At 39.6% G+C, this 19,013-nt stretch carries 20 protein-coding genes and 1 riboswitch; of the genes, 8 read left to right on the plus strand and 12 right to left on the minus strand.

The window, feature by feature from the left end; genetic code table 11:
* Window positions 1-150: 150 nt before the first annotated feature.
* Genes CK510_RS09805 through CK510_RS09815 form a run of 4 tightly spaced genes read right to left on the minus strand, consistent with a single transcriptional unit; the run spans window position 151 to window position 1,642 of the window.
* On the minus strand, window positions 151-765 hold the full coding sequence (locus CK510_RS09805) for a Uma2 family endonuclease (protein ID WP_095721525.1): 615 nt from the start codon (window positions 763-765) through the stop codon (window positions 151-153).
* Between the two features lie 33 nt (window positions 766-798).
* Entirely contained in the window at window positions 799-942 is a 144-nt protein-coding gene (locus CK510_RS31640) for a hypothetical protein (RefSeq protein ID WP_158224870.1), read from the minus strand.
* A gap of 50 nt (window positions 943-992) precedes the next feature.
* Window positions 993-1,418, minus strand: a complete 426-nt coding sequence (locus CK510_RS09810) for a type II toxin-antitoxin system VapC family toxin (RefSeq protein WP_095721526.1) — start codon at window positions 1,416-1,418, stop codon at window positions 993-995.
* Window positions 1,415-1,642: a type II toxin-antitoxin system Phd/YefM family antitoxin gene (locus CK510_RS09815; protein WP_095721527.1), complete on the minus strand. Its 228-nt coding sequence runs from the start codon at window positions 1,640-1,642 to the stop codon at window positions 1,415-1,417. The genes CK510_RS09810 and CK510_RS09815 overlap by 4 nt, the downstream gene beginning before the upstream one ends.
* A gap of 81 nt (window positions 1,643-1,723) precedes the next feature.
* Between CK510_RS09815 and CK510_RS33925 the strand changes: the two genes are divergently transcribed.
* Window positions 1,724-1,852, plus strand: a complete 129-nt coding sequence (locus CK510_RS33925; protein ID WP_281257002.1) for a hypothetical protein — start codon at window positions 1,724-1,726, stop codon at window positions 1,850-1,852.
* Window positions 1,853-1,862: 10 nt separating this feature from the next.
* Here CK510_RS33925 and CK510_RS09820 read toward each other — a convergent pair whose 3' ends face one another.
* The 3 genes from CK510_RS09820 to CK510_RS30925 form a co-directional block, all read right to left on the minus strand.
* Window positions 1,863-2,237 (minus strand): DUF5615 family PIN-like protein, encoded by a 375-nt coding sequence (locus tag CK510_RS09820; RefSeq protein WP_095721528.1) that lies wholly within the window; start codon window positions 2,235-2,237, stop codon window positions 1,863-1,865.
* Window positions 2,234-2,464, minus strand: coding sequence for a DUF433 domain-containing protein (locus CK510_RS09825; RefSeq protein ID WP_095721529.1), 231 nt, complete (start codon window positions 2,462-2,464; stop codon window positions 2,234-2,236). Before CK510_RS09825 ends, CK510_RS09820 begins: the two co-directional genes overlap by 4 nt.
* Window positions 2,465-2,798: 334 nt before the next feature.
* Window positions 2,799-2,978, minus strand: coding sequence for a hypothetical protein (locus CK510_RS30925; RefSeq protein ID WP_143289261.1), 180 nt, complete (start codon window positions 2,976-2,978; stop codon window positions 2,799-2,801).
* Between the two features lie 62 nt (window positions 2,979-3,040).
* Between CK510_RS30925 and CK510_RS09835 the strand changes: the two genes are divergently transcribed.
* The 4 genes from CK510_RS09835 to CK510_RS09850 all read left to right on the plus strand — a co-directional run bounded on the left by CK510_RS09835 (window position 3,041) and on the right by CK510_RS09850 (window position 8,487).
* A complete protein-coding gene (locus CK510_RS09835; protein WP_095721530.1) occupies window positions 3,041-4,366 on the plus strand; it encodes a class I SAM-dependent methyltransferase in 1,326 nt (441 codons plus the stop codon).
* 379 nt (window positions 4,367-4,745) lie between these two features.
* Window positions 4,746-5,321 carry a type IV pilin-like G/H family protein gene (locus tag CK510_RS09840; protein WP_095721531.1) on the plus strand — a complete coding sequence of 192 codons (576 nt, stop codon included), beginning with the start codon at window positions 4,746-4,748 and terminating at the stop codon, window positions 5,319-5,321.
* A 304-nt stretch (window positions 5,322-5,625) separates the two neighbouring features.
* Window positions 5,626-7,839, plus strand: a complete 2,214-nt coding sequence (locus CK510_RS09845; protein WP_095721532.1) for an O-linked N-acetylglucosamine transferase, SPINDLY family protein — start codon at window positions 5,626-5,628, stop codon at window positions 7,837-7,839.
* Between the two features lie 120 nt (window positions 7,840-7,959).
* Window positions 7,960-8,487, plus strand: coding sequence for a class I SAM-dependent methyltransferase (locus tag CK510_RS09850; protein ID WP_095721533.1), 528 nt, complete (start codon window positions 7,960-7,962; stop codon window positions 8,485-8,487).
* Here CK510_RS09850 and CK510_RS30930 read toward each other — a convergent pair.
* Window positions 8,459-8,638 carry a hypothetical protein gene (locus CK510_RS30930; protein WP_143289262.1) on the minus strand — a complete coding sequence of 60 codons (180 nt, stop codon included), beginning with the start codon at window positions 8,636-8,638 and terminating at the stop codon, window positions 8,459-8,461. The genes CK510_RS09850 and CK510_RS30930 overlap by 29 nt on opposite strands.
* 805 nt (window positions 8,639-9,443) lie before the next feature.
* On the opposite strand from CK510_RS30930, the gene CK510_RS09855 reads away from it, so the two are divergent.
* Entirely contained in the window at window positions 9,444-9,665 is a 222-nt protein-coding gene (locus CK510_RS09855) for a DUF4327 family protein (protein WP_095721534.1), read from the plus strand.
* Between the two features lie 141 nt (window positions 9,666-9,806).
* On the opposite strand, the gene CK510_RS09860 is transcribed toward CK510_RS09855, so the two are convergent.
* Both CK510_RS09860 and CK510_RS09865 read right to left on the minus strand, forming a co-directional pair.
* A complete protein-coding gene (locus CK510_RS09860; protein ID WP_095721535.1) occupies window positions 9,807-11,021 on the minus strand; it encodes an FHA domain-containing serine/threonine-protein kinase in 1,215 nt (404 codons plus the stop codon).
* A 329-nt stretch (window positions 11,022-11,350) separates the two neighbouring features.
* Window positions 11,351-13,474: a serine/threonine phosphatase gene (locus CK510_RS09865; RefSeq protein ID WP_095721536.1), complete on the minus strand. Its 2,124-nt coding sequence runs from the start codon at window positions 13,472-13,474 to the stop codon at window positions 11,351-11,353.
* Here CK510_RS09865 and CK510_RS09870 point away from each other — a divergent pair.
* Complete coding sequence (locus CK510_RS09870; protein ID WP_095721537.1) at window positions 13,474-13,695, plus strand: hypothetical protein; 222 nt, start codon at window positions 13,474-13,476, stop codon at window positions 13,693-13,695. The two genes, CK510_RS09865 and CK510_RS09870, sit on opposite strands and share 1 nt — an antisense overlap.
* A gap of 379 nt (window positions 13,696-14,074) precedes the next feature.
* Here CK510_RS09870 and CK510_RS09875 read toward each other — a convergent pair whose 3' ends face one another.
* Together CK510_RS09875 and CK510_RS09880 are read right to left on the minus strand one after the other, a co-directional pair.
* Entirely contained in the window at window positions 14,075-15,757 is a 1,683-nt protein-coding gene (locus tag CK510_RS09875) for a sensor histidine kinase (RefSeq protein WP_095721538.1), read from the minus strand.
* 312 nt (window positions 15,758-16,069) lie between these two features.
* Window positions 16,070-16,663, minus strand: coding sequence for an rRNA large subunit pseudouridine synthase E (locus tag CK510_RS09880; protein ID WP_095721539.1), 594 nt, complete (start codon window positions 16,661-16,663; stop codon window positions 16,070-16,072).
* 601 nt (window positions 16,664-17,264) lie between these two features.
* Window positions 17,265-17,364, plus strand: a riboswitch (TPP riboswitch).
* A gap of 7 nt (window positions 17,365-17,371) precedes the next feature.
* Between CK510_RS09880 and thiC the strand changes: the two genes are divergently transcribed.
* On the plus strand, window positions 17,372-18,751 hold the full coding sequence (thiC, locus tag CK510_RS09885) for a phosphomethylpyrimidine synthase (protein ID WP_095721540.1): 1,380 nt from the start codon (window positions 17,372-17,374) through the stop codon (window positions 18,749-18,751).
* The last annotated feature ends 262 nt before the right edge of the window (window positions 18,752-19,013 follow it).

Raw genomic sequence — 19,013 nt, forward strand, 5'->3', positions numbered from 1 at the left:
CCTCTGGGGTTGCGTTCCCAGGCTCTGCCTGGGAACGATGAAACCCGCTCTGGGTATACTTGTGTGTACACCGTAGCTCCGTGAACGGAGAGGGGAATAAAAGGGGTGAGGTTCTGTATTTTATTAAATCCACATTCCTTAGTAAAATTTTCAACCCCATACCCGACGCAAATTCAACACAAAACCGGGCAACACATCTTCACCAGACAACGAATCAGGATTTTCTAACACTTCTACAGTCAATCCCAATCGATAAATTTCCACTCGTCGCTGTTGTGGGTTAAGCAACCAGCCCAGTCTTGCACCATTATCGATATACTCTACCATTTTCGCCTGCAACGACTCAACCCGGTCGGAACTAGACCTTAACTCAACGACAAAATCAGGACAGATATTGGCAAAAGTTCCTTTTTGTTCTGGTGTAAGTGTATCCCAACGCTCTTGACTGACCCAAGAAGCATCAGGAGAGCGATTCGCACCGTTGGGTAAAATAAAGCCAGTAGAAGAGTCAAATGCTTTACCCAAATCTTCGTTTTCTTCATACCAGCGATCTAGTTGTCCAGTCAGACTAAGATTGCGTTCTCCAGTTTCCCAACCCGTTGGTGGATTCACAATTAATTCCCCTTGTGGGGTTTTTTCTAATTTCACATCTCTATTTACCGCACTTAAAACAGCAAACTGTTCTTGGGTAACATACAACCCTATTGATGACGGTAAATTGAGCGGCAGGGTTTGGTTATCGGGACTCGTCGGTGTCTGTACCATCTTAACCTCTTATAAAGCCTTGTTTGCCATATTCTAATAATTTGCGATCGCATTACCCATTTTTGACCAATATCGTAGGGGTAAACGGCTGTTTACCCTTATTCGCACCACAGAAAAATTATCGATATCTGGGTAATGCGATCGCATTACCCAGATAAATAGTATGGGGGTAAACAACCATTTGCCCTTATTCGCGCCTAAGTAATGAAAATTTAGCTCTGCTGAATCTAATTAAGCGGTAGGGTAGAGATAAAGCCTTGTTTGCCATATTCTAATAATTTGCGATCGCATGTAACTAAAACAGCATTCATTACCTGCGTTGTTGCTGCTAAAATGCGATCGGCAGGGTCTCCGTGAAAACCACCAGGTAATCGCGTACTTTTGATTGCTATTTCTGGAGTAAGTGGAATTAGACTTAGACCTGGTGCGGATAAAGCATCTTGTACCCAATCAATACAGGATTTTTCAAAAGTTACCCTTTTTTTTGCTTCGAGCATTCCAACTTCCCAAACAGAAATTGCGGATAAACCCAAATTATTAGATTCGCTGGCACGTTCGATCGCCGATAAACAATTTGTCGATAGTCGCTCTATGTTATTATTGAGTACCCAAATCCAGATATGGGTATCAAGAATGAGAAAATCTTTCATCATGTATCAGCATCCCATATCTCGCCAGTAGGGGCGATCAGGTCATCAAACATCGTTACTGTATCTTTTAGATAGCCAATAATTGATTTTGGGCTGGATGGTTCGAGTGGTACGAGCTTTGCGATCGCTTTACCGTCTTTAATAATTACTACCTCTTCTCTTGTTCGCTCCACTTGAGACATTAGTTGCAAGCATTGCTGCTGGAATTCTGTAGCTCCTATCTGCATTTTTCTTTACCTTACCTAATTCGTTAGCGAGTACCGCTACGGGGAATTTAAAATTCAAAATGCTTAGTTATTAGATTGTAATTGAATATTCGTGATAGGAGAAAACGCGATCGCACCACCGAGAAAAATTTTGCTTTTACTCACTATATTGTTGCGGACACTGAAGAAAAGAAAAATTCGATCGCAAAAAAGTTTTACAATAGTGGTTAAGGTTAATATTTTATCCGAGTCTTATGGGCAAAATTCTTACCCTTGATTTAGATTGGTCAACTGTTACTAAAGCTCCCAACTCTAACTCTGATTCAAACTGGCGCAAAGCGTTAATTATTATACCTTCAATACTGCTAGGTAAAGTATCCTGGGTACGAACTTGAATAACGCTTGGGATTTCAGCCCCTGTTGATGCAAGTAAGGAACCAAAATCTAAATCGTGGGTAAATACAATATATCCATTTGTTCTTGCCCACTCCATAATTACCGTATCTCGCTCACGGGGGTCGCCAATAGTATACCAGTGTGTTGCTGTAATCCCGTCGTACTTCTCAAAAACAGCAACCCAATCCGGCGACAGGTTCATATCAATTAAGATTTTCATGCACTTTGTAGTGGCACTTCAATTTCTTCAGCCCGCCATGCTGCATAAGCAAGTGCTTCGTAAATATCTGCTTCTTCTAGATATGGATATGCTTTAAGGATATCATTTAGCGAATGTCCGGATGCCATTAGTCCAACAACAGTGCCAACAGTGACACGTATTCCTCGGATACAGGGCTTTCCACCCATCACTTCTGGGTTACGGGTAATTCGAGTAAGGTTGTGCATTGGGTTTGATCTTGCTTGCTGTTTTCAATTGTAATTGACAAGTCGTTTGCACGATTCAATATTCTCTTACCTACAACAGCAAAACTGCCCATCAAACCCAAAAGCGATCGCGCAAACACATCATACCCTTGGCGGCTGGTACCAAACCAATATTTTCCCGAAGGTAGCTCTAAATGGTCGAATAAGGAATTTTTAATATTTCTTTACCTAAAACTAGAATCAAAGCTGTAGTGTCGAAATAAAGTCTTGTCTGCCATAGTCTATTAATTTGCGATCGCATTGCCCCAAAAAAATACCGTAGGGGTAAGGCTGTTTACCCTTATTCGTATTGGATTCAAGCCAGAAGCGCGATCGCATCACCAAGAAAAGCACTGATGATGATAGAACGCGATCGCATTGTCCATTTGCAGCGATCGCACATCATGATGGTTTGTGCAACTGACAAATATCGGGGTAGTAGTGATAGAACGCGATCGTATTTGGGAACACTGAAAATTAAGTGGTTTTCCTGCATATATTTGTGCTTCAAATCATAAGTTTTGCGAGGAAGAAAATAATTTTTCAGGAGAAAATTCTATGGCAGTACAAACATCTGAGTTATTAGAAAAAATTCGCCAACAATTCGATAGCGCTCCCTATCCCCGCATCCCTATAGAAGATTCACCAAAAGAGAATCCAGGTGTTTTACATCTTCACAATTTAGTGACACCTTACTACCTAAGAAATCAAAAGGTTATAGATACTAAAGATAAAGTAATCTTAGATGCAGGTTGCGGTACTGGTTATAAATCATTGACCCTGGCATTTGCTAACCCAGGTTCTAAAGTCGTTGGCGTTGATTTATCTGAACCGTCCATTCAACTTGCCGAAAAACGCTTGCAATACTATGGTGTTGACAACGTTGAATTTCATACTTTATTGCTTGAGGACTTACCGAAACTTGGTTTGGAATTTGACTATATTAACTGCGACGATGTACTTTACCTGCTTCCAGACGCAGTTGCTGGGTTACAAGCAATGAAGTCGGTGTTAAAACCTGATGGTATTATTCGTGTAAATCTCCACAGTCGATTACAACGCGAATGGTACTACCGAGCGCAAAACCTCTGTAAATTCATGGGTTTGATGGATGGAAATCCAGAAGCGATGGAACTATCCGCTATCCGTGACATCATGAAAGCGCTTAAAAATGATGTATTGCTGAAAGTGAAAACTTGGAATCCAATTAATGAAGAAGATGATAGTTCAATTCTTGCTAATCATTTACTTGTAGGTGACAAAGGCTCAACTATCCCTGAATTTTTTGCACTTCTAAGCGCCGCAGAATTAGAGTTTGTCAGTTTGACAAATTGGCTGCAATGGGATGTGATGGACTTGTTTAAAGAGCCAGATGATTTACCAGCATTTCTTGCCCTCAGTCTTCCAGAGCTTTGTGACGAAGAAAGGTTACACTTATTTGAGTTATTTCACCCCATTCATCGTTTGCTTGACCTTTGGTGCGGTCATCCCCAACAGCAGCGAGCATTTACACCAGTTGCAGAATGGGAAAAAATCGACTGGGAAAAAGCAACAGCTTATCTTCATCCCCAACTAAAGACAGCCAAGTTCCGTGAAGAACTTGTTGATTGCGTTACAGAATTAAAAGCATTCCCCATTAGCTCCCACCTATCCCTAATTAATAACCAGATTATCAATATAGATAGTGGAATGGCGCTTTGTCTCATTCGCTTATTAGAGCAACCGCAGCCAGTAACATCATTGATTGAGAGTTGGAAGCAAATTCGTCCACTTGACCCTATCACCTTGAAGTCAATTGAACACGAACAAGCATTTCAGTTAATACAGCAGATGTTACTGCGATTGGAAGGTCTTGGGTACGTGATGCTTGAGCGTCAAGCTTGATTAGTACTGAAAAAGCAATCTAGATGGGGTAGGGGCACAATAGTATCGTGCCCTCAGAATATTTTTGATTTCAATCAAAACCCTTATTAATAAAAGATTTGTCCCATTGGTGAAAGCTTAAATATAGTTCAGTACTTTATTTATGGGGCATATAAACCTCGTCTATCTTGAGAACTGTAGTTTTCCATAAAGACTTTGAGATTGCTTCCTTACGTCGCAATGACGTATTTGAATCGCTAAAAAACTCCGGGTTTCATCATCGACGAGGTTTAGTTAAATATTTTTTTTGCGATGGTGATATGAAACTGAATCGATGTGGGTAAGTTATTTATAGAAATCGACAAGCAAGTTTAAAACTCAAACACAACTAGGGAAATATATGAAAAACGAATTGAAAGCAAAATTTCTCCAACACATCCTCAGCAAAAAGAAAGGAGATGAAGGTTTTACTCTTATTGAATTATTAGTTGTAATCATCATTATTGGTATTTTGTCTGCTATTGCTTTACCTTCTTTCTTAAACCAAGCAAACAAGGCAAAACAATCAGAAGCTAAAACATACATAGGTTCTATGAACCGCGCTCAACAAGCTTATTTTGCCGAAAACGGTGGATTTGTAGGTAGCACAGCAGGAGACATGGGTAAGCTTGGGCTTGGTGTTAATACAAGTACTGCAAACTACACATATAAGATAGCGGGTGGTGGGGGTACTGTGACTCTAGTAACCAACCAAGCTCAACCCCAAAAGAGCGCAATTAAAGCCTACATCGGTGGTGTAGCTCTGGGTACTATTGCAGCAACCAGTGAAGCAACTACTTTGGCTACATTGTGTGAAGCTATATCAGCTAAAGGTATTACTGGTGCTGCCACTGGAACAGAAGTAACCACTGCTGGTACAGCCGCTGCTCCTGCTCCTGCTTGTGGTGCAGCCACCGCTTACAAGGTAGTCAGCTAATTATAGCTAATCACAAAGATGTATACCAATTACTGATTTATATACTTTATGTAATTCATATAGTGCAATTTATTAGTCTCATTTGGTATACATCTAGTTAATCATCATCACGTTGATAAATTATTTAGAGGCAGAAAATACCATCTAAATAGAGTAAATCTCTAATTTTAATTTGGATATTCAATGATTTAAACTGAGTAGACTTTTGCTCAGTTTTTTTTTTGATTTTTGAGTATTTTTTAAATATTTAGAATTATAATTGTTGGTTGATTATGAACGTTATTTTAGGCGAACAACTTAAATTATGAATACAACTAATGATAACTTACAAGAAAAAGCAGATTACTACTTCAATCAAGGTCTATACTATGATGCTATTAGCTTATATGAAAAAGCCATTTTAGAACAACCAGAAGTTACTTCCAACTATTGTTTTTTAGGACTAGCACTTTTGTTAAATGGGAAGGAAGAAGAAGCACAGATTACTTGGATGTTACCTATCTCTGAACTCGATGAGAATGAAATAAATGTTTATGTAGAAAAGCTTGTCAATATATTGCAAACAGAAGTTGAAAAACGTACTCTTATAGAAGAATATCATTTAGCTTGGGCAATTAGACAACATATACGAGAAATTAAGCCAAATGATATAAATAATCTTTTGCATATCTGCTATTTTGCAGATAAAGTAGATAATTTTATAGGGGATGAATTAACTAAATTAAACATAATTGAATATATACAATCTAGTATTGAATCTGATTTAGATGAAGCTTTATTGCTACAGGTACTCGAAAAGCTATTAAAAAAAGAACCATTGCACCCAATATCATTAGATTTTGCCAATACCTGTTCCAAAATAGTCAAGGATATTAGTAACTATTTCTATATTATGCTTTCGGCTGCAATGGAAGTAGGTTATACATATAAAGACCCAAAAACGGCTGCAAAGCTTCTAGAAATTTACTTGACATTAGAACCAGAAAATTTAGAATTTTTGAGGCATTTATCATCTTTTTATCAAGATGCTAGCGAATATAGCAAAGGCATCGAAATAGCTAAAAAATGTCAATTTTTATCAAAAGATTTAGGAGAAAAAATTGCTGCGGCTCATCTATTTTTACGCGGTTCTCTTAAATCTGGTGGTTATTCAAAAGAAGTATCTTTAGCTTGTTCTGACTTGGAAGAATTGCTTAAACAATTAATTAAAGAGCAACCACAACACTTAGATGATGTGATGACACTTCGACTCATGACACCTGCTTTTTCTATTCCACATATAAAAGACACTCCTGAAGATTTCAGAAATATTCAAAACCAAGTAGCAACTTTTTTTCAAAAAAATATCCAATCTCTCTCTCAAGAAAAAGTTATTAAGTATGAAAATAACTTAAAAATTATTAAAAGTGCTGCTAAAAAAGAAAAAAAACTAAAAATTGGTTATTTATCTTACTGCTTCAAACAACATTCTGTTGGTTGGTTAGCAAGATGGTTATTTCAACATCATAACCGTGAAAAGTTTGAGATTAATACGTACATTGCCAACTATATGTTAGGTCAAGATGCACTTCAGGAATGGTATGCGAATAATTGTACGAAAGCTGTTAAATTAGGGATGAGTGCCTTAGAAATAGCCGATGCAATCAATGAAGATGAAATAGATATTTTGGTAGACCTTGATAGTATTACGTTGGATATTAGTTGTGCGGTAATGGCTGTGAAACCTGCACCGATACAAGTAACTTGGTTAGGGTGGGACGCATCAGGTATTCCTGCAATCGATTATTACATAGCAGACCCTTATGTTTTGCCAGATTCTGCTCAAAACTACTACTCAGAGAAAATATGGCGACTCCCTAATACCTACATTGCTGTAGATGGGTTTGAAGTTGGTATTCCGACATTACGTCGAGATGATTTAAATATCCCAAGCGATGCTGTTGTTTATTTAAGCGCACAAAGAGGGTATAAACGTCATCCAGAAACGACTAGATGGCAAATGAAAATAATTAAAGAAGTACCCAACAGTTATTTTTTGATTAAAGGTTCTGCTGATGAAGAGGTAATTAAACAATTTTTCTACCAAATTGCAGAAGAAGAAGGAGTTAGTATCGAAAGACTCAGATTCTTACCAAATGTCGCAGCAGAATTAACCCATCGAGCAAATTTAAGTATTGCTGATGTTGTACTCGATACCTATCCGTATAATGGCGCAACAACAACTTTAGAAACATTATGGATGGGTATTCCCATTGTGACGCGTGTGGGAGAACAATTTGTTGCCCGCAATAGCTACACAATGATGATGAATGCGGGTATCGAAGAAGGCATTGCTTGGACAAATGAAGAATATATCGAGTGGGGTATTCGTTTTGGAAAGGATGCCAAGTTAAGACAAAAAGTTGCATGGAAATTGCATAAATCGAGGCAAACTGCTCCCCTCTGGAATGGTAAACAGTTTACTCTTGAGATGGAAAAAGCTTACCAACAGATGTGGGAAATATATAGACAGTCTTGATAATCATGATGATGTATAAAAATGTTGGCAATATATTGGCAACTTTAACCAAATGAGGTTATCTTGATTGCGGGATAACTAGATGTTTCTACGACTAGTACAGTTCAATATTAAACATTTATGGAATCTATTAAGCTTCATATTGGTGGACGCGAGCCAAATTTGGAATGGAAAATTTTTGATATCGAATCACGTCCAGAAGTCGATTTTGTTGGTAATGCAAGTAATTTAAATCAATTTGCTGATGAATCCATTGAGGCAATTTATACCAGTCATGTATTGGAGCATTTTTACTATGGTTTAGGGAATGAATTGATTGCTACTCTCTCCGAATGGCATAGAGTGCTTAAACCTGGAGGAAGGTTGTATATTAGTGTTCCAAATTTACAGGTTTTGTGTTGGTTATTTATCCATCCAAATTTGATGCCTTTAGAACGACATCAGATTATGCGGATGATGTTTGGAGGGCAAACTAACGAGCATGATGTCCACAAGGTTGGTTTTGATGCTGACATACTGGCTTTATATTTGGAAGAGGTTGGATTTACTCAATATACACAAGTTCAAGAGTTTGGATTCTTTAATGATTGTAGTTCAATGCGTCTACTCGATACTTTGATTAGCTTGAATATGATTGCAACAAAGTGATATTACCCGTATATTTATTTCCTATTTTCTGGGAACTCAATGCGATCGCAACATAACTCACCTCAAATTTAGTGCGATCGCAATATATCCACTTCAAGCCTAAATGCGATCGCAATCTATTCAACCTCAAACTCAAATAGACTTGATGCACTTGTTCGCAGTTACCTCATCGCGATTATTTACCCTGATTTTCAAGAATATTGTAGGGGCAAACGGCTGTTTGCCCTGACTTATGATGCATCCAAACGAGAAACACCATATCTCAGGTGCGATACTTGGCATTAAGCTCCGCTTACAGCACTTCCGGCTATTACACAATACAGTTGTTATCCTCAGTTGCGTTCTAATCATGGCTTTCAGCTTTGAGCATGTACCTCATAGCTACCGGAAGTGCTGTATCGCACGACTAACGCCAACAATCAGCTAAGATTCCCCATCAAGCGACTTAAACCCCAATACCCACAAATCTTAAATTTTTATGAAGATACCAACGAATTGTTTCCATTCCCAAATGTTTGCGATAAGCTAAGGAACAATTAACCGTAAACGATAAAACCTAAACTCAACTTAAAGTTTACAGTTGCTCCAAAAAAACCTATATATAAAGATTTTTCTATGGGTTTGGCTACAATCAGGCACATCGACCCAAATAAAACAAGTAAACATTTAGAGGTCGTCTTGGACAATGCAGAAATATTTGCAAATAGTCTAATGACTGCTTCTCTTCCCAACTCAACCCAATGATTACTTGAACAATATTCCCAACTTTGGTAGTGATTACCGTACAAAACCGAATTTTAATGCTAACAGCATTGAATGACATATGGTATAGTTAAAGAGAATAAGACTTGCTTTGCCAAAGGTAAGATACTCTACGTATAGGCAATACTTCCGTAAAGGAAAGCAGTTTTGATTTCAAGTATTTACTCAAACAAAATCGGAATTAAATCTAGGTTATGACTCAGCAAGTACTTCACCCAATGGTGAAATTGCAACGTAATGTGCAATCACTTGTAGACTCTCAGATCATTAAGCCAACAGACAGTATTTGGAAAATCGCCTTGCTTTTTGGAAATGACTGGCAGCACTGGAAACAGGAACTGCTAGACTTTGGGTTTACCATGCAAGACCCGATTGGCGACCTCCTGTCTGTTGAGACTTGGGATGAAGAGGACTAGGGAATTTTTAGTTAGGAGCGATGAGTTAGAAGTGATGAGTTAGGAGTAATGAAGTGATTTGCGTAGCAAGCATCTACTTTCATAAAAATCTAACTTTTTCCTAGCTTCTAATTTCTAACCCCTAACTCCCAATTCTTATAATTATTTACAATTGGACAAAGCCGCTATGACTTCTTGAGCGGTTTGATATCTGTCGCGTGGCAGAGGTTCAGTCAAACGGTCAATGACTTCCCGTAATTGCGGAGTAATCGTTGGGATGTTTGCAATTTCAAATCGAAAGCTGCGTCCACGCTGGCGATAATATTTGAATGGACTTTCACCTGTAAGTAAAAAAATCAGTGTTGAACCGATCGCATATAAATCTGATTGGGTTAGAGGTTGTCCGCGCTCTTGTTCGGGAGCGCAGTAACCTTCTGCACCAATGCGGGTTCCGGGTACGCTGGAAATCTCCTTGACTGCCCCAAAGTCAAGGACTACAACGCGGTTTTCCGAACTTCGCACCATTAGGTTTGCAGGTTTGATATCGCGATGGATCAGTGGTGGTTCTTGTTGGTGAATGTAATCAAGTACATCGCAAGTTTGAATCATCCAGCTAATAGCCTGACTGGGAGTAACAGGTCCTCTTGTATAGATAACTTTTTCTAAATCCTCTCCGTGGACTAATTCCATTGCTAAATATTTTTTCCCATTTTCGACAAAAAAGTCATAGTACTGGGGAATACCGGGATGGGAGAGGGATTTTAAGGTACTTGCTTCCCGTTCAAATAGTTCTTGTGCCTTGGCAATTTTTGCCATATCAGCATTCATTTGTTTCAATACCAATAGTTGGGGATGTCCGGAAATTTTTCCAATTCCATCCCATGCCAAGTATGTGGTTCCCATACCACCTTGTCCCAGGGTTCGTAAAACTTGGTAATGACGTATTGTTTGCTGGACGTTGATCGGTTGACCGCAATGAACGCAAAATAAATTATTGGGTTTGTTGCCTTCGTGGTTGCAAAGGGTGCGACTGCTGACAGGATTATTGGGAATGGGAACTTGTTGTTCGAGTTGAAATTGGAGTAATGGTCCACCCTTTGCTAGTTGTAATAGGCAATTGTCGGGAAGTTGGGTTTGAGTCACTAAGACTCCATTGAGAAAGGTGCCATTGATACCTGTACTCACAACTTGCCAAGTTTTATTTAGTCCATTAGCATCAACTCGTCTTAGTTCGAGATGATGACGAGAAACCAAATCATCTGCGATCGCAATATGATTATCAGTTGCTCGACCGATGCGAATTAGGGATTCGCCTGTAAAACTCCACTGGTGGAGTGTTTTTTTTTGTTGCGGTTCTAGTAGGGTAAGGATAACCACATTCAAGGGGAAGGGTAGAGGAAAAGGGTGAATGGAAAAAGGGAGAGAGGGAAGTTAAGACTAAATTATTAGTAATTGTGGAATGAATAAAATATGGAACCCCACCCTAACCCTCACACCACTTTGCTCAACGGGGGAAACCCCCGCACGCAAGTGGTTCCCCTTATTAAGGGGAGGGGACTGGATTCCCAGTTTCCCCCTTTATAAGGGGACTGGATTCCTAGTTTCCTCCCTTTACAAGGGGGGTGATTCCGGGATAGGAAGGAAAGTCATACTTAATACTTACACTTTATGTAATCCATATTCCTAACTAATTACTGGTAACTTTCCTACTCTCTAGTTCCTTGTTCGATATTGGGACGTACTTTTGCTCTAACGAGTACGGCGGTAATGTTATCATGACCGTTGTATTTATTAGCCAAGTCGATTAATTCGCGTACTCCCTTATCTAAGTTAGCATTAGAACTAAGTAAGGGTTGCAAGTGAGTTTCCCAATGGGTTTCGAGTAAATTATTATCTGATAATCCGTCGGAAGCAAGGATAAATAAAGTATCTTCACCTACTTGGAAAAATTGAATATCTGGGTCAATTAGAGTCTCGTCACGGGGTCCTAATGCTTGGGTGAGTTGGTAAGCATCGGGACGAGCATAGGCAATATTGGGTTCGACTCCCCGTAATATTTCACGCTGCCCAACTTCATGGTCGATGGTGACTTGTTCGATTCCTTTGCGTGTCAGACGATACAAGCGACTATCACCGACGTGAGCAACTGCTACATGGGTATCTTGGACTAACATCATTACCAAGGTTGTACCCATACGTCCTACACCGGATCGCGAGTCTTTTTGGTTGAGGTCGTAAATCGCTTTGTTTGCCTGACGTACTCCTTCGCGAATAATATCGTCGTTGGGCAGATGGTTAAAATTCCAGTAGGTTTGGAAGTATTTTTGCAGGGTACGAACGGCTAATTCGCTGGCTACCTCACCTCCCGCATGTCCCCCCATCCCATCGCAAAGAACATATAAACCACGTGCTGCGATCGCACGTGCTTTTGGTAATTCGATTTTGTTAATTTTTGTGTCAATACCAAAATAATCTTCGTTGTGGTCGCGTTGACGACCAACATCGGTTAATCCTACGTGATCGAGGGTATTTAACTGCATGGGGAGAACGATTGTAGGCATATCATCGCTTTTATTCTCATTCTCCTCCGATTCCTCGAATTGTAGAACAGTATGTGCCACAGTATTTGGGTCTGATACCAGCGTAACCGTTACATCACTGTTTTCGTCGTCATCAATTTTGTTTGGGGGATTAGGTTGTAATTCTGATGCGATCGCTCGCAAGTGTAGCTGTATTTGTTCGACTGTTTGGATGTTACCACTCTCCAAATCCTCTAGTAGTTGCATCAACGCGCCAAATTGGGTTCGTTGTGATTGACTGAAGAGTGAGTGCCAAACCTTACCTAAAGATTTGATAGTTACGGGTTGAGTTTTAGCTTCTATCTGGGAACTTCTTCCATTTTCTAAGGTATCAAATATAGAAGAACATGGATATTCTTTATACAACTTCTCTAGTACTAATACTTGGTCTTCATCCAAGCGTAAATTCGATAATTCCAACAAACTTTGTCGGCAATTGAGGGGTTCCAAAATTTCCCATAGTTTGTTCATCTGTAAAAAATAATGGACAATTTGTAGCGATGTTGTTTTATCATCGTGCCAAAGTTCTAGTAAATACTGGTAATTAGAGCGATTTTCCAGCAGAATAACTTGTAAGTTTCCTGATGTCCAAGCATCGTGGATTAATGGAATTTCTTGATGGCATTGGGAATGTAGCGCTAGATAGGGTTTGGCAAAATCCGGAATACCCGATACTTCGGTTTGTTTGGCACTAGATTTTGTTGTAGATGAGTTATTTGAACCTATAAAAGCTGCCATCAATGGCGTAATTTGATACGGGTTACAGTCGAGTACTCGAACGCAAAATTCTTCTCCAGGTTGCATATCAGCATCGCTGGGCAAAGAGTCGAGTAATTTATAACGCTTCTGTGAATCTAGGTATGAAACTGATTTGATTTCTGGGGAAGAATTTGTAACTGTAAGAACTGGACTTGAGTGAGGAGTAAATTCACGATCGCTTATATTTCCCACCTCGGCTGAAAGTGGTTTGATGGTGGAAGGTATTTGAATAAAAGTACTATTTTCCTCTATGGGGGTTTCTAGAGAATCTTCTACAAGTTTTGCTGTTTTGGTGGTAGAAATTTCATCCTTGGTCACAATTGCTAACCAAACGGTTCCACAAAACTCACCACAGTGGTGACATGATTCTGCACTAACAGGCACATCACTTCCACAAGCGGAACAGGCTTTTTCGGTGAGTGAAGTGCCGCAGCTTTGACAAAACTTGTTTTGATTAGGGTTATCGAATTTACAATCAGGGCAAATCAGCATTGTGGAAATTCCTTAATTCCGGTTCCAAGGTGCTTCTAGTCCACCAAATATCACAAGTGCCACAATTGGCAACCATACTCAAGGGTACACCAATGATTGTATTTTGTGGTTTCACGAATGAATTTTTGTGGCATTCTGCTTTGTTACGCATGGTAGCTAGAGATACTAGCTATCCGCAAGCTTATTTAGAAAAAAGGGGATTGGAGATTGGATATTGGTAAGAAAGGAAACATTCCAAATACTTGTCGGTTAAGGATTTTTTGTAATAATTTTAGGTTTTTAGAGACGTTGCACTGCAACGTCTCTACATGATTTAAATGTCAATTTATTTATCTTAGAGTAAGGCACAAAATGAATGATCCTGTGTTGTCATGCTGAGGAACGTTCGCGTAGCGTGTCCCCTTGGGACTCAGCATCTCCGCGAGATTCTAGCCTGCGGCAACGCGTTCGCGCAGCGTGTCGCTTTGCGACTCAGCGCGTGTTCCACCCTGCGGGTAGACGCGCAAGCGGCTTCTGTAAGTAGCAAGCTACAGAATGACCGAAGAGCATTTCTTTCTGTGGAGTTCTCTTAACCGAGCAGTTTTGGAACTATGGAATGAACTATTCCCCTCTTAACGGTAGCAAAACTGTGAAGCAGGTGAGATTGGAATTGCTTTCGACTTCGATAGTTCCTCCCAGATATCTGGTGAGTTTTTGGATTAATGCTAACCCTAAACCTGTACCACCTTGTTTCCAAGGGTCATTGCTGGGGATACGATAGAATTTATCGAAAATGCGATCGCGTTCTAATTCTGGGATTTCGACACCAGTATTTATAACTTGAAATTCGATGTTTTGGGATTTTAATTGGGCTGTGATAATAATTTCTTGATCTGCTGGGCTAAATTTAGCAGCATTGGTTAATAATTCCATAATTATGCGCTCCAAGCTGAATGGATCGCACACGAGGGGAGGAAGATTTGGGGTAACATGGATTTGCAGGTTGGAACGGCAGTTGCGGTTACGTGCTTTGAATAACTCCACAATCCGCATTAACGATTCCCGAATAATTACGGTTTCCAGTACTAAAGGTTTGGAATCTATATCGAGTTTTTGTAAATCTAAAAAATTATTAATCAGATTAATTTCGCGATCGCATTCGTTGTTTAATATCTGGAAGTACCGAGATGCCTTAGAATCAGGGGTTTTTAACTTGGGATTTTCGACTAATAGACTTTGTTCTAAACCTAAGGCAATCCCTAACATCTGAATTGCCATTTTCATATTTGTTAAAGGTGTCCGCAGTTCGTGGGATACTGTACTCAGGAATTCATCTTTGAGACGATTTAACCTGTCCATCTCGTCGATTTGAGCTTTTGCAGCTTCCTGACTTGATTTAAGAGCAGCCTCAACAGTCTTTCGTTCGGTAATATCTATAGAACAGCCAATGTAACCAGCAAACTCTCCACTGGGGATAAATCTGGGTGTTCCTGTGTCCAAAATCCAGCGATATTCCCCATCTGCACGACGCAGACGATATTCAATCTGAAACTTCGTGCGGGTATTCAATGCGGAATAATAGGTTTGTAAGCATTTAAGCTTATCATCAGGATATACACTATCAATCCAACCAATACCCTTTTCTTGCTCGATGGTGCGTCCAGTAAATTGCATCCAAAATTGGTTAAAAAAGTTACATAAACCATCACATCCCGACATCCACAACATCACTGGTGTGGTATTTGCCATATTTTGGAAGCGTTCTTCGCTTTCTTGGTAAGCATCCTCAGAACGTTTGCGGTCTGTAATATCTTCGCACACCAAGAGAATCAGGGGATTTTGCTCATTTCCCGGCAAAATTTTGGCGACAACCTTGACCCATTTTATTTTACTCTGGCGGCAATCTAAACGAAATTCCCAATTGCTAGTTGGGGCTGTAGCAGGCATTTTAAACAAACTAATCAAAGCATCTGCTAGTGACGTGCGATCGCATGACGCAAACAAATCAAAAACAGGTTTATTGATTAATTCTGATGGGGTGAAACCCAACAAATCCGCACCAAACCTATTCACAGATAGAACTATACCACTACTATCTAGTACGAAATAAATCGAAGGCAGTTGTTCGTAGAGTTGACGGTACCATAAAAGTTGTTCTTGAGTATGCTGCAAAACTTCATTTGGACGAAGCTTGTTATCTAAAACTCGTTCCGGCACAAGTTCCAAGTGATGGGGTGTTAGGGACACAATATTATCTTGTTCTTGACAGATTTGATGCCAGCTAGACGGCTGTTGACGATTCATAAAAATTAAACCTGCACCCAAAGCAATTAGATATATAAAGAAAACTGATGATAATTGATTAAAGAAAAATATTATACAGTTTTTTGGTCATTTATTGTAAAAGTTGGTATTGGAAAATAAAATTGAAACGATTGGGATAATTGCAATGACATAAATCACATCCTAGTGGTGTTTTATATTAGATACCCTAAAACTTAGGTAAATTGGTGTTTGCTAGTCTACTTACTTGAATATTCACGGAAAAATTTAAGAGAAGATTAAAAAAGATTTAAATTTCTGAATATAAAAACACTTGATTTTAGATTTGACTTTCTAATTATTTATACGGCTCATAAAAGCAATATTATGCAGCAATTTCGCTTCTGCGGATGAGAGGTCACGCCATTCACCGGGGTGTAATCCATTTAAATTGAGGTGTACTATACTAGAGCGTACCAAACGCAGTGTCGGAAAACCTACAGCAGCAGTCATTCTGCGAACTTGGCGATTTTTGCCTTCAGTCAAAGTTATTTCTAACCATGCCGTTGGTACATTTTTTCTAAACCTGATGGGGGGATTTCGTTCGGGCAAAATTGGTTCTTCTGGTAATAAGCTTACCCTTGCTGGTTTAGTTCGATAATCTTGAATTTCGATGCCATTTCGCAACTTATTTACAGCTACATCGTCGGGAATCCGTTCAACTTGTACCCAATAAGTGCGATCGTGTCCAAATTTGGGATTTGACAAACGGTGTTGTAACTGTCCATTATCCGTCAACAAAACTAAACCTTCGCTATCCCAATCTAATCTGCCAACAGGATAAACATCCGGAACATTAATGTAATCTTTCAAAGTTTCCCGTTCTGGTGTATCTTGCGTAAACTGGCACAAGACACCATATGGTTTATACAAAATTATGTATCGCATTTGATTTTTAAATAAGCTGAGTTATGAAAGCAATTGTTTGTGATAAAGGGATGAATTTAGTTTATTTGTATTATCTCATGTTTACAATTGCGTTATTATTTGGATAGGAACTTGCTGTGAGTGCGATATACCGACCGCATTAAGCTCTGCTTATTGCTCAATTTTAAAAAGATACTCAAGAAAGAGAGTTTTTTACTTAATGCGATCGCAAATAAGGGAACACCAAGAAGTAAATGATTCCAAATTGTTGTAGTAGGGGTGGGGTCTCCCCACCCTCCCTCATGAATGATACGATTGATGAGTCTATGTTGAGATATTTTATTTTCTGGAAATCCTTAATCCAAAATATCGAGACATAATGTATTGTATTTCTACAAAAATCTCCCAATTCCAAATATATATATCTCTACTCAGAGGTTGTTTGAAAAGTCTTCTTCTATGTCATGCTGACGAACGTTCCGCAAAGCTCCACTCAGAATTACAAATTATACCTTCCCAAACTTTTCAAACATGCTCTCAGATACCAAACCCCAAACAAATATCAAGATTCATATCACTCACCCATAACCAATTGATAATTTACCCAAAAACCTGCAACAATAATAAATGCTAGGGGTGCCTGAAAAAAAAACAGGCTGAGAATAGACCCTTAACACCTGAGACTGGGTAATACCAGCGTAGGGAAGCCGTTTATTAAGGATAATTATTATGCGAACAGAATGGGTTGCCAAGCGACGCGGGCAAAGTAATGTGTCTCAAATGCATTATGCTCGTAAAGGTGTCATCACCGAAGAAATGCACTTTGTCGCCAAACGGGAAAACTTACCTGTAGACTTAATTCGTGATGAAGTTGCACGGGGAAGAATGATAATTCCTGCCAACATCAATCACACAAATTTAGAACCAATGGCAATTGGTATTGCCTCCAGATGTAAAGTAAACGCCAATATTGGTGCTTCTCCCAACTCATCAGATATCAACGAAGAAGTTGCCAAACTGCAACTATCAGTCAAATATGGTGCTGATACCGTCATGGATTTATCCACTGGAGGGGGAAATCTAGATGAAATTCGTACCGCAATTATTAAAGCTTCCCCGGTTCCCATTGGTACAGTTCCAGTCTATCAAGCATTGGAGAGCGTCCACGGCACAATCGAAAATCTCACTGCTGACGACTTTCTCCACATCATTGAAAAACATGCCCAGCAAGGGGTAGACTATCAAACCATCCATGCGGGTATTTTAATCGAACATTTGCCTTTAGTGAGAAGCCGTCTTACAGGTATTGTCTCCCGTGGTGGTGGTATTTTGGCACGTTGGATGCTACATCACCACAAACAAAACCCGCTTTTTACCCACTTCAACGACATCATCGAAATATTCAAAAAATATGATGTATCCTTTAGCTTAGGTGATTCATTACGTCCCGGTTGTACCCATGACGCATCCGATGAAGCGCAACTTGCCGAACTCAAAACCCTGGGAAATCTTACGCGCAAAGCTTGGGAACATGATATCCAAGTGATGGTAGAAGGTCCTGGACACGTGCCAATGGATCAAATTGAGTTTAATGTCAAAAAGCAGATGGAAGAGTGTTCAGAGGCTCCTTTTTACGTACTTGGTCCTTTGGTGACAGATATTGCACCGGGTTACGACCATATTACCTCCGCGATTGGGGCTGCGATGGCTGGCTGGTACGGTACAGCGATGTTGTGTTATGTGACACCTAAAGAGCATTTGGGATTACCGAATGCGGAGGATGTGCGTAATGGGTTAATTGCATATAAGATTGCCGCACATGCCGCAGATATAGCCCGTCATCGACCAGGTGCGAGGGATAGGGATGATGAATTGTCACGTGCCCGTTATAACTTCGATTGGAACCGCCAGTTTGAGTTATCCCTCGATCCGGAACGTGCGAAGGAATATCACGACGAGACTTTACCAGCAGATATTTATAAGACTGCTGAATTTTGTTCGATGTGTGGTCCAAAATTCTGTCCGATGCAGACAAAGGTTGATGCGGATGCGTTGACTGAGTTGGAGAAGTTTTTGGCTAAGGATAAGGAAGTTGTGACACAGAGTTAGGTTTTTGCTTGATAATAGCCTACAGGTTAAGACCTGGGGCTATATGTATAAATTCTAATTAAGTCCAATAAAGCCCACGTAGGTGGGCTAATTTTATTTAAGGTAATTGTTGAAGTATTTATTGCAAAGAGCTTTTCTAGGGTCATCTCTGCATTGAGTACTAGGAGAGAAATCGGGTTTATCTGGAAATAAACATGATTAGGAACTTCCAGAAAATAAAATCTTCTTTCTCATATACTTACCAACACTATCACGCGAAGGG

Origin of the sequence: Brunnivagina elsteri CCALA 953, assembly GCF_002289455.1 — a bacterium.
In the GTDB taxonomy this organism is placed as follows: domain Bacteria; phylum Cyanobacteriota; class Cyanobacteriia; order Cyanobacteriales; family Nostocaceae; genus Brunnivagina; species Brunnivagina elsteri.

Coding starts and splice junctions, on each gene's coding strand:
- CK510_RS09805 (WP_095721525.1), bottom strand. CDS start 765: ATGGTACAGACACCGACGAGTCCCGATAACCAAACCCTGCCGCTCAAT.
- CK510_RS09810 (WP_095721526.1), bottom strand. CDS start 1,418: ATGATGAAAGATTTTCTCATTCTTGATACCCATATCTGGATTTGGGTA.
- CK510_RS09815 (WP_095721527.1), bottom strand. CDS start 1,642: ATGCAGATAGGAGCTACAGAATTCCAGCAGCAATGCTTGCAACTAATG.
- CK510_RS09820 (WP_095721528.1), bottom strand. CDS start 2,237: ATGAAAATCTTAATTGATATGAACCTGTCGCCGGATTGGGTTGCTGTT.
- CK510_RS09825 (WP_095721529.1), bottom strand. CDS start 2,464: ATGCACAACCTTACTCGAATTACCCGTAACCCAGAAGTGATGGGTGGA.
- CK510_RS30925 (WP_143289261.1), bottom strand. CDS start 2,978: ATGCAGGAAAACCACTTAATTTTCAGTGTTCCCAAATACGATCGCGTT.
- CK510_RS09835 (WP_095721530.1), top strand. CDS start 3,041: ATGGCAGTACAAACATCTGAGTTATTAGAAAAAATTCGCCAACAATTC.
- CK510_RS09840 (WP_095721531.1), top strand. CDS start 4,746: ATGAAAAACGAATTGAAAGCAAAATTTCTCCAACACATCCTCAGCAAA.
- CK510_RS09845 (WP_095721532.1), top strand. CDS start 5,626: ATGAATACAACTAATGATAACTTACAAGAAAAAGCAGATTACTACTTC.
- CK510_RS09850 (WP_095721533.1), top strand. CDS start 7,960: ATGGAATCTATTAAGCTTCATATTGGTGGACGCGAGCCAAATTTGGAA.
- CK510_RS09855 (WP_095721534.1), top strand. CDS start 9,444: ATGACTCAGCAAGTACTTCACCCAATGGTGAAATTGCAACGTAATGTG.
- CK510_RS09865 (WP_095721536.1), bottom strand. CDS start 13,474: ATGCTGATTTGCCCTGATTGTAAATTCGATAACCCTAATCAAAACAAG.
- CK510_RS09875 (WP_095721538.1), bottom strand. CDS start 15,757: ATGAATCGTCAACAGCCGTCTAGCTGGCATCAAATCTGTCAAGAACAA.
- CK510_RS09880 (WP_095721539.1), bottom strand. CDS start 16,663: ATGCGATACATAATTTTGTATAAACCATATGGTGTCTTGTGCCAGTTT.
- thiC (WP_095721540.1), top strand. CDS start 17,372: ATGCGAACAGAATGGGTTGCCAAGCGACGCGGGCAAAGTAATGTGTCT.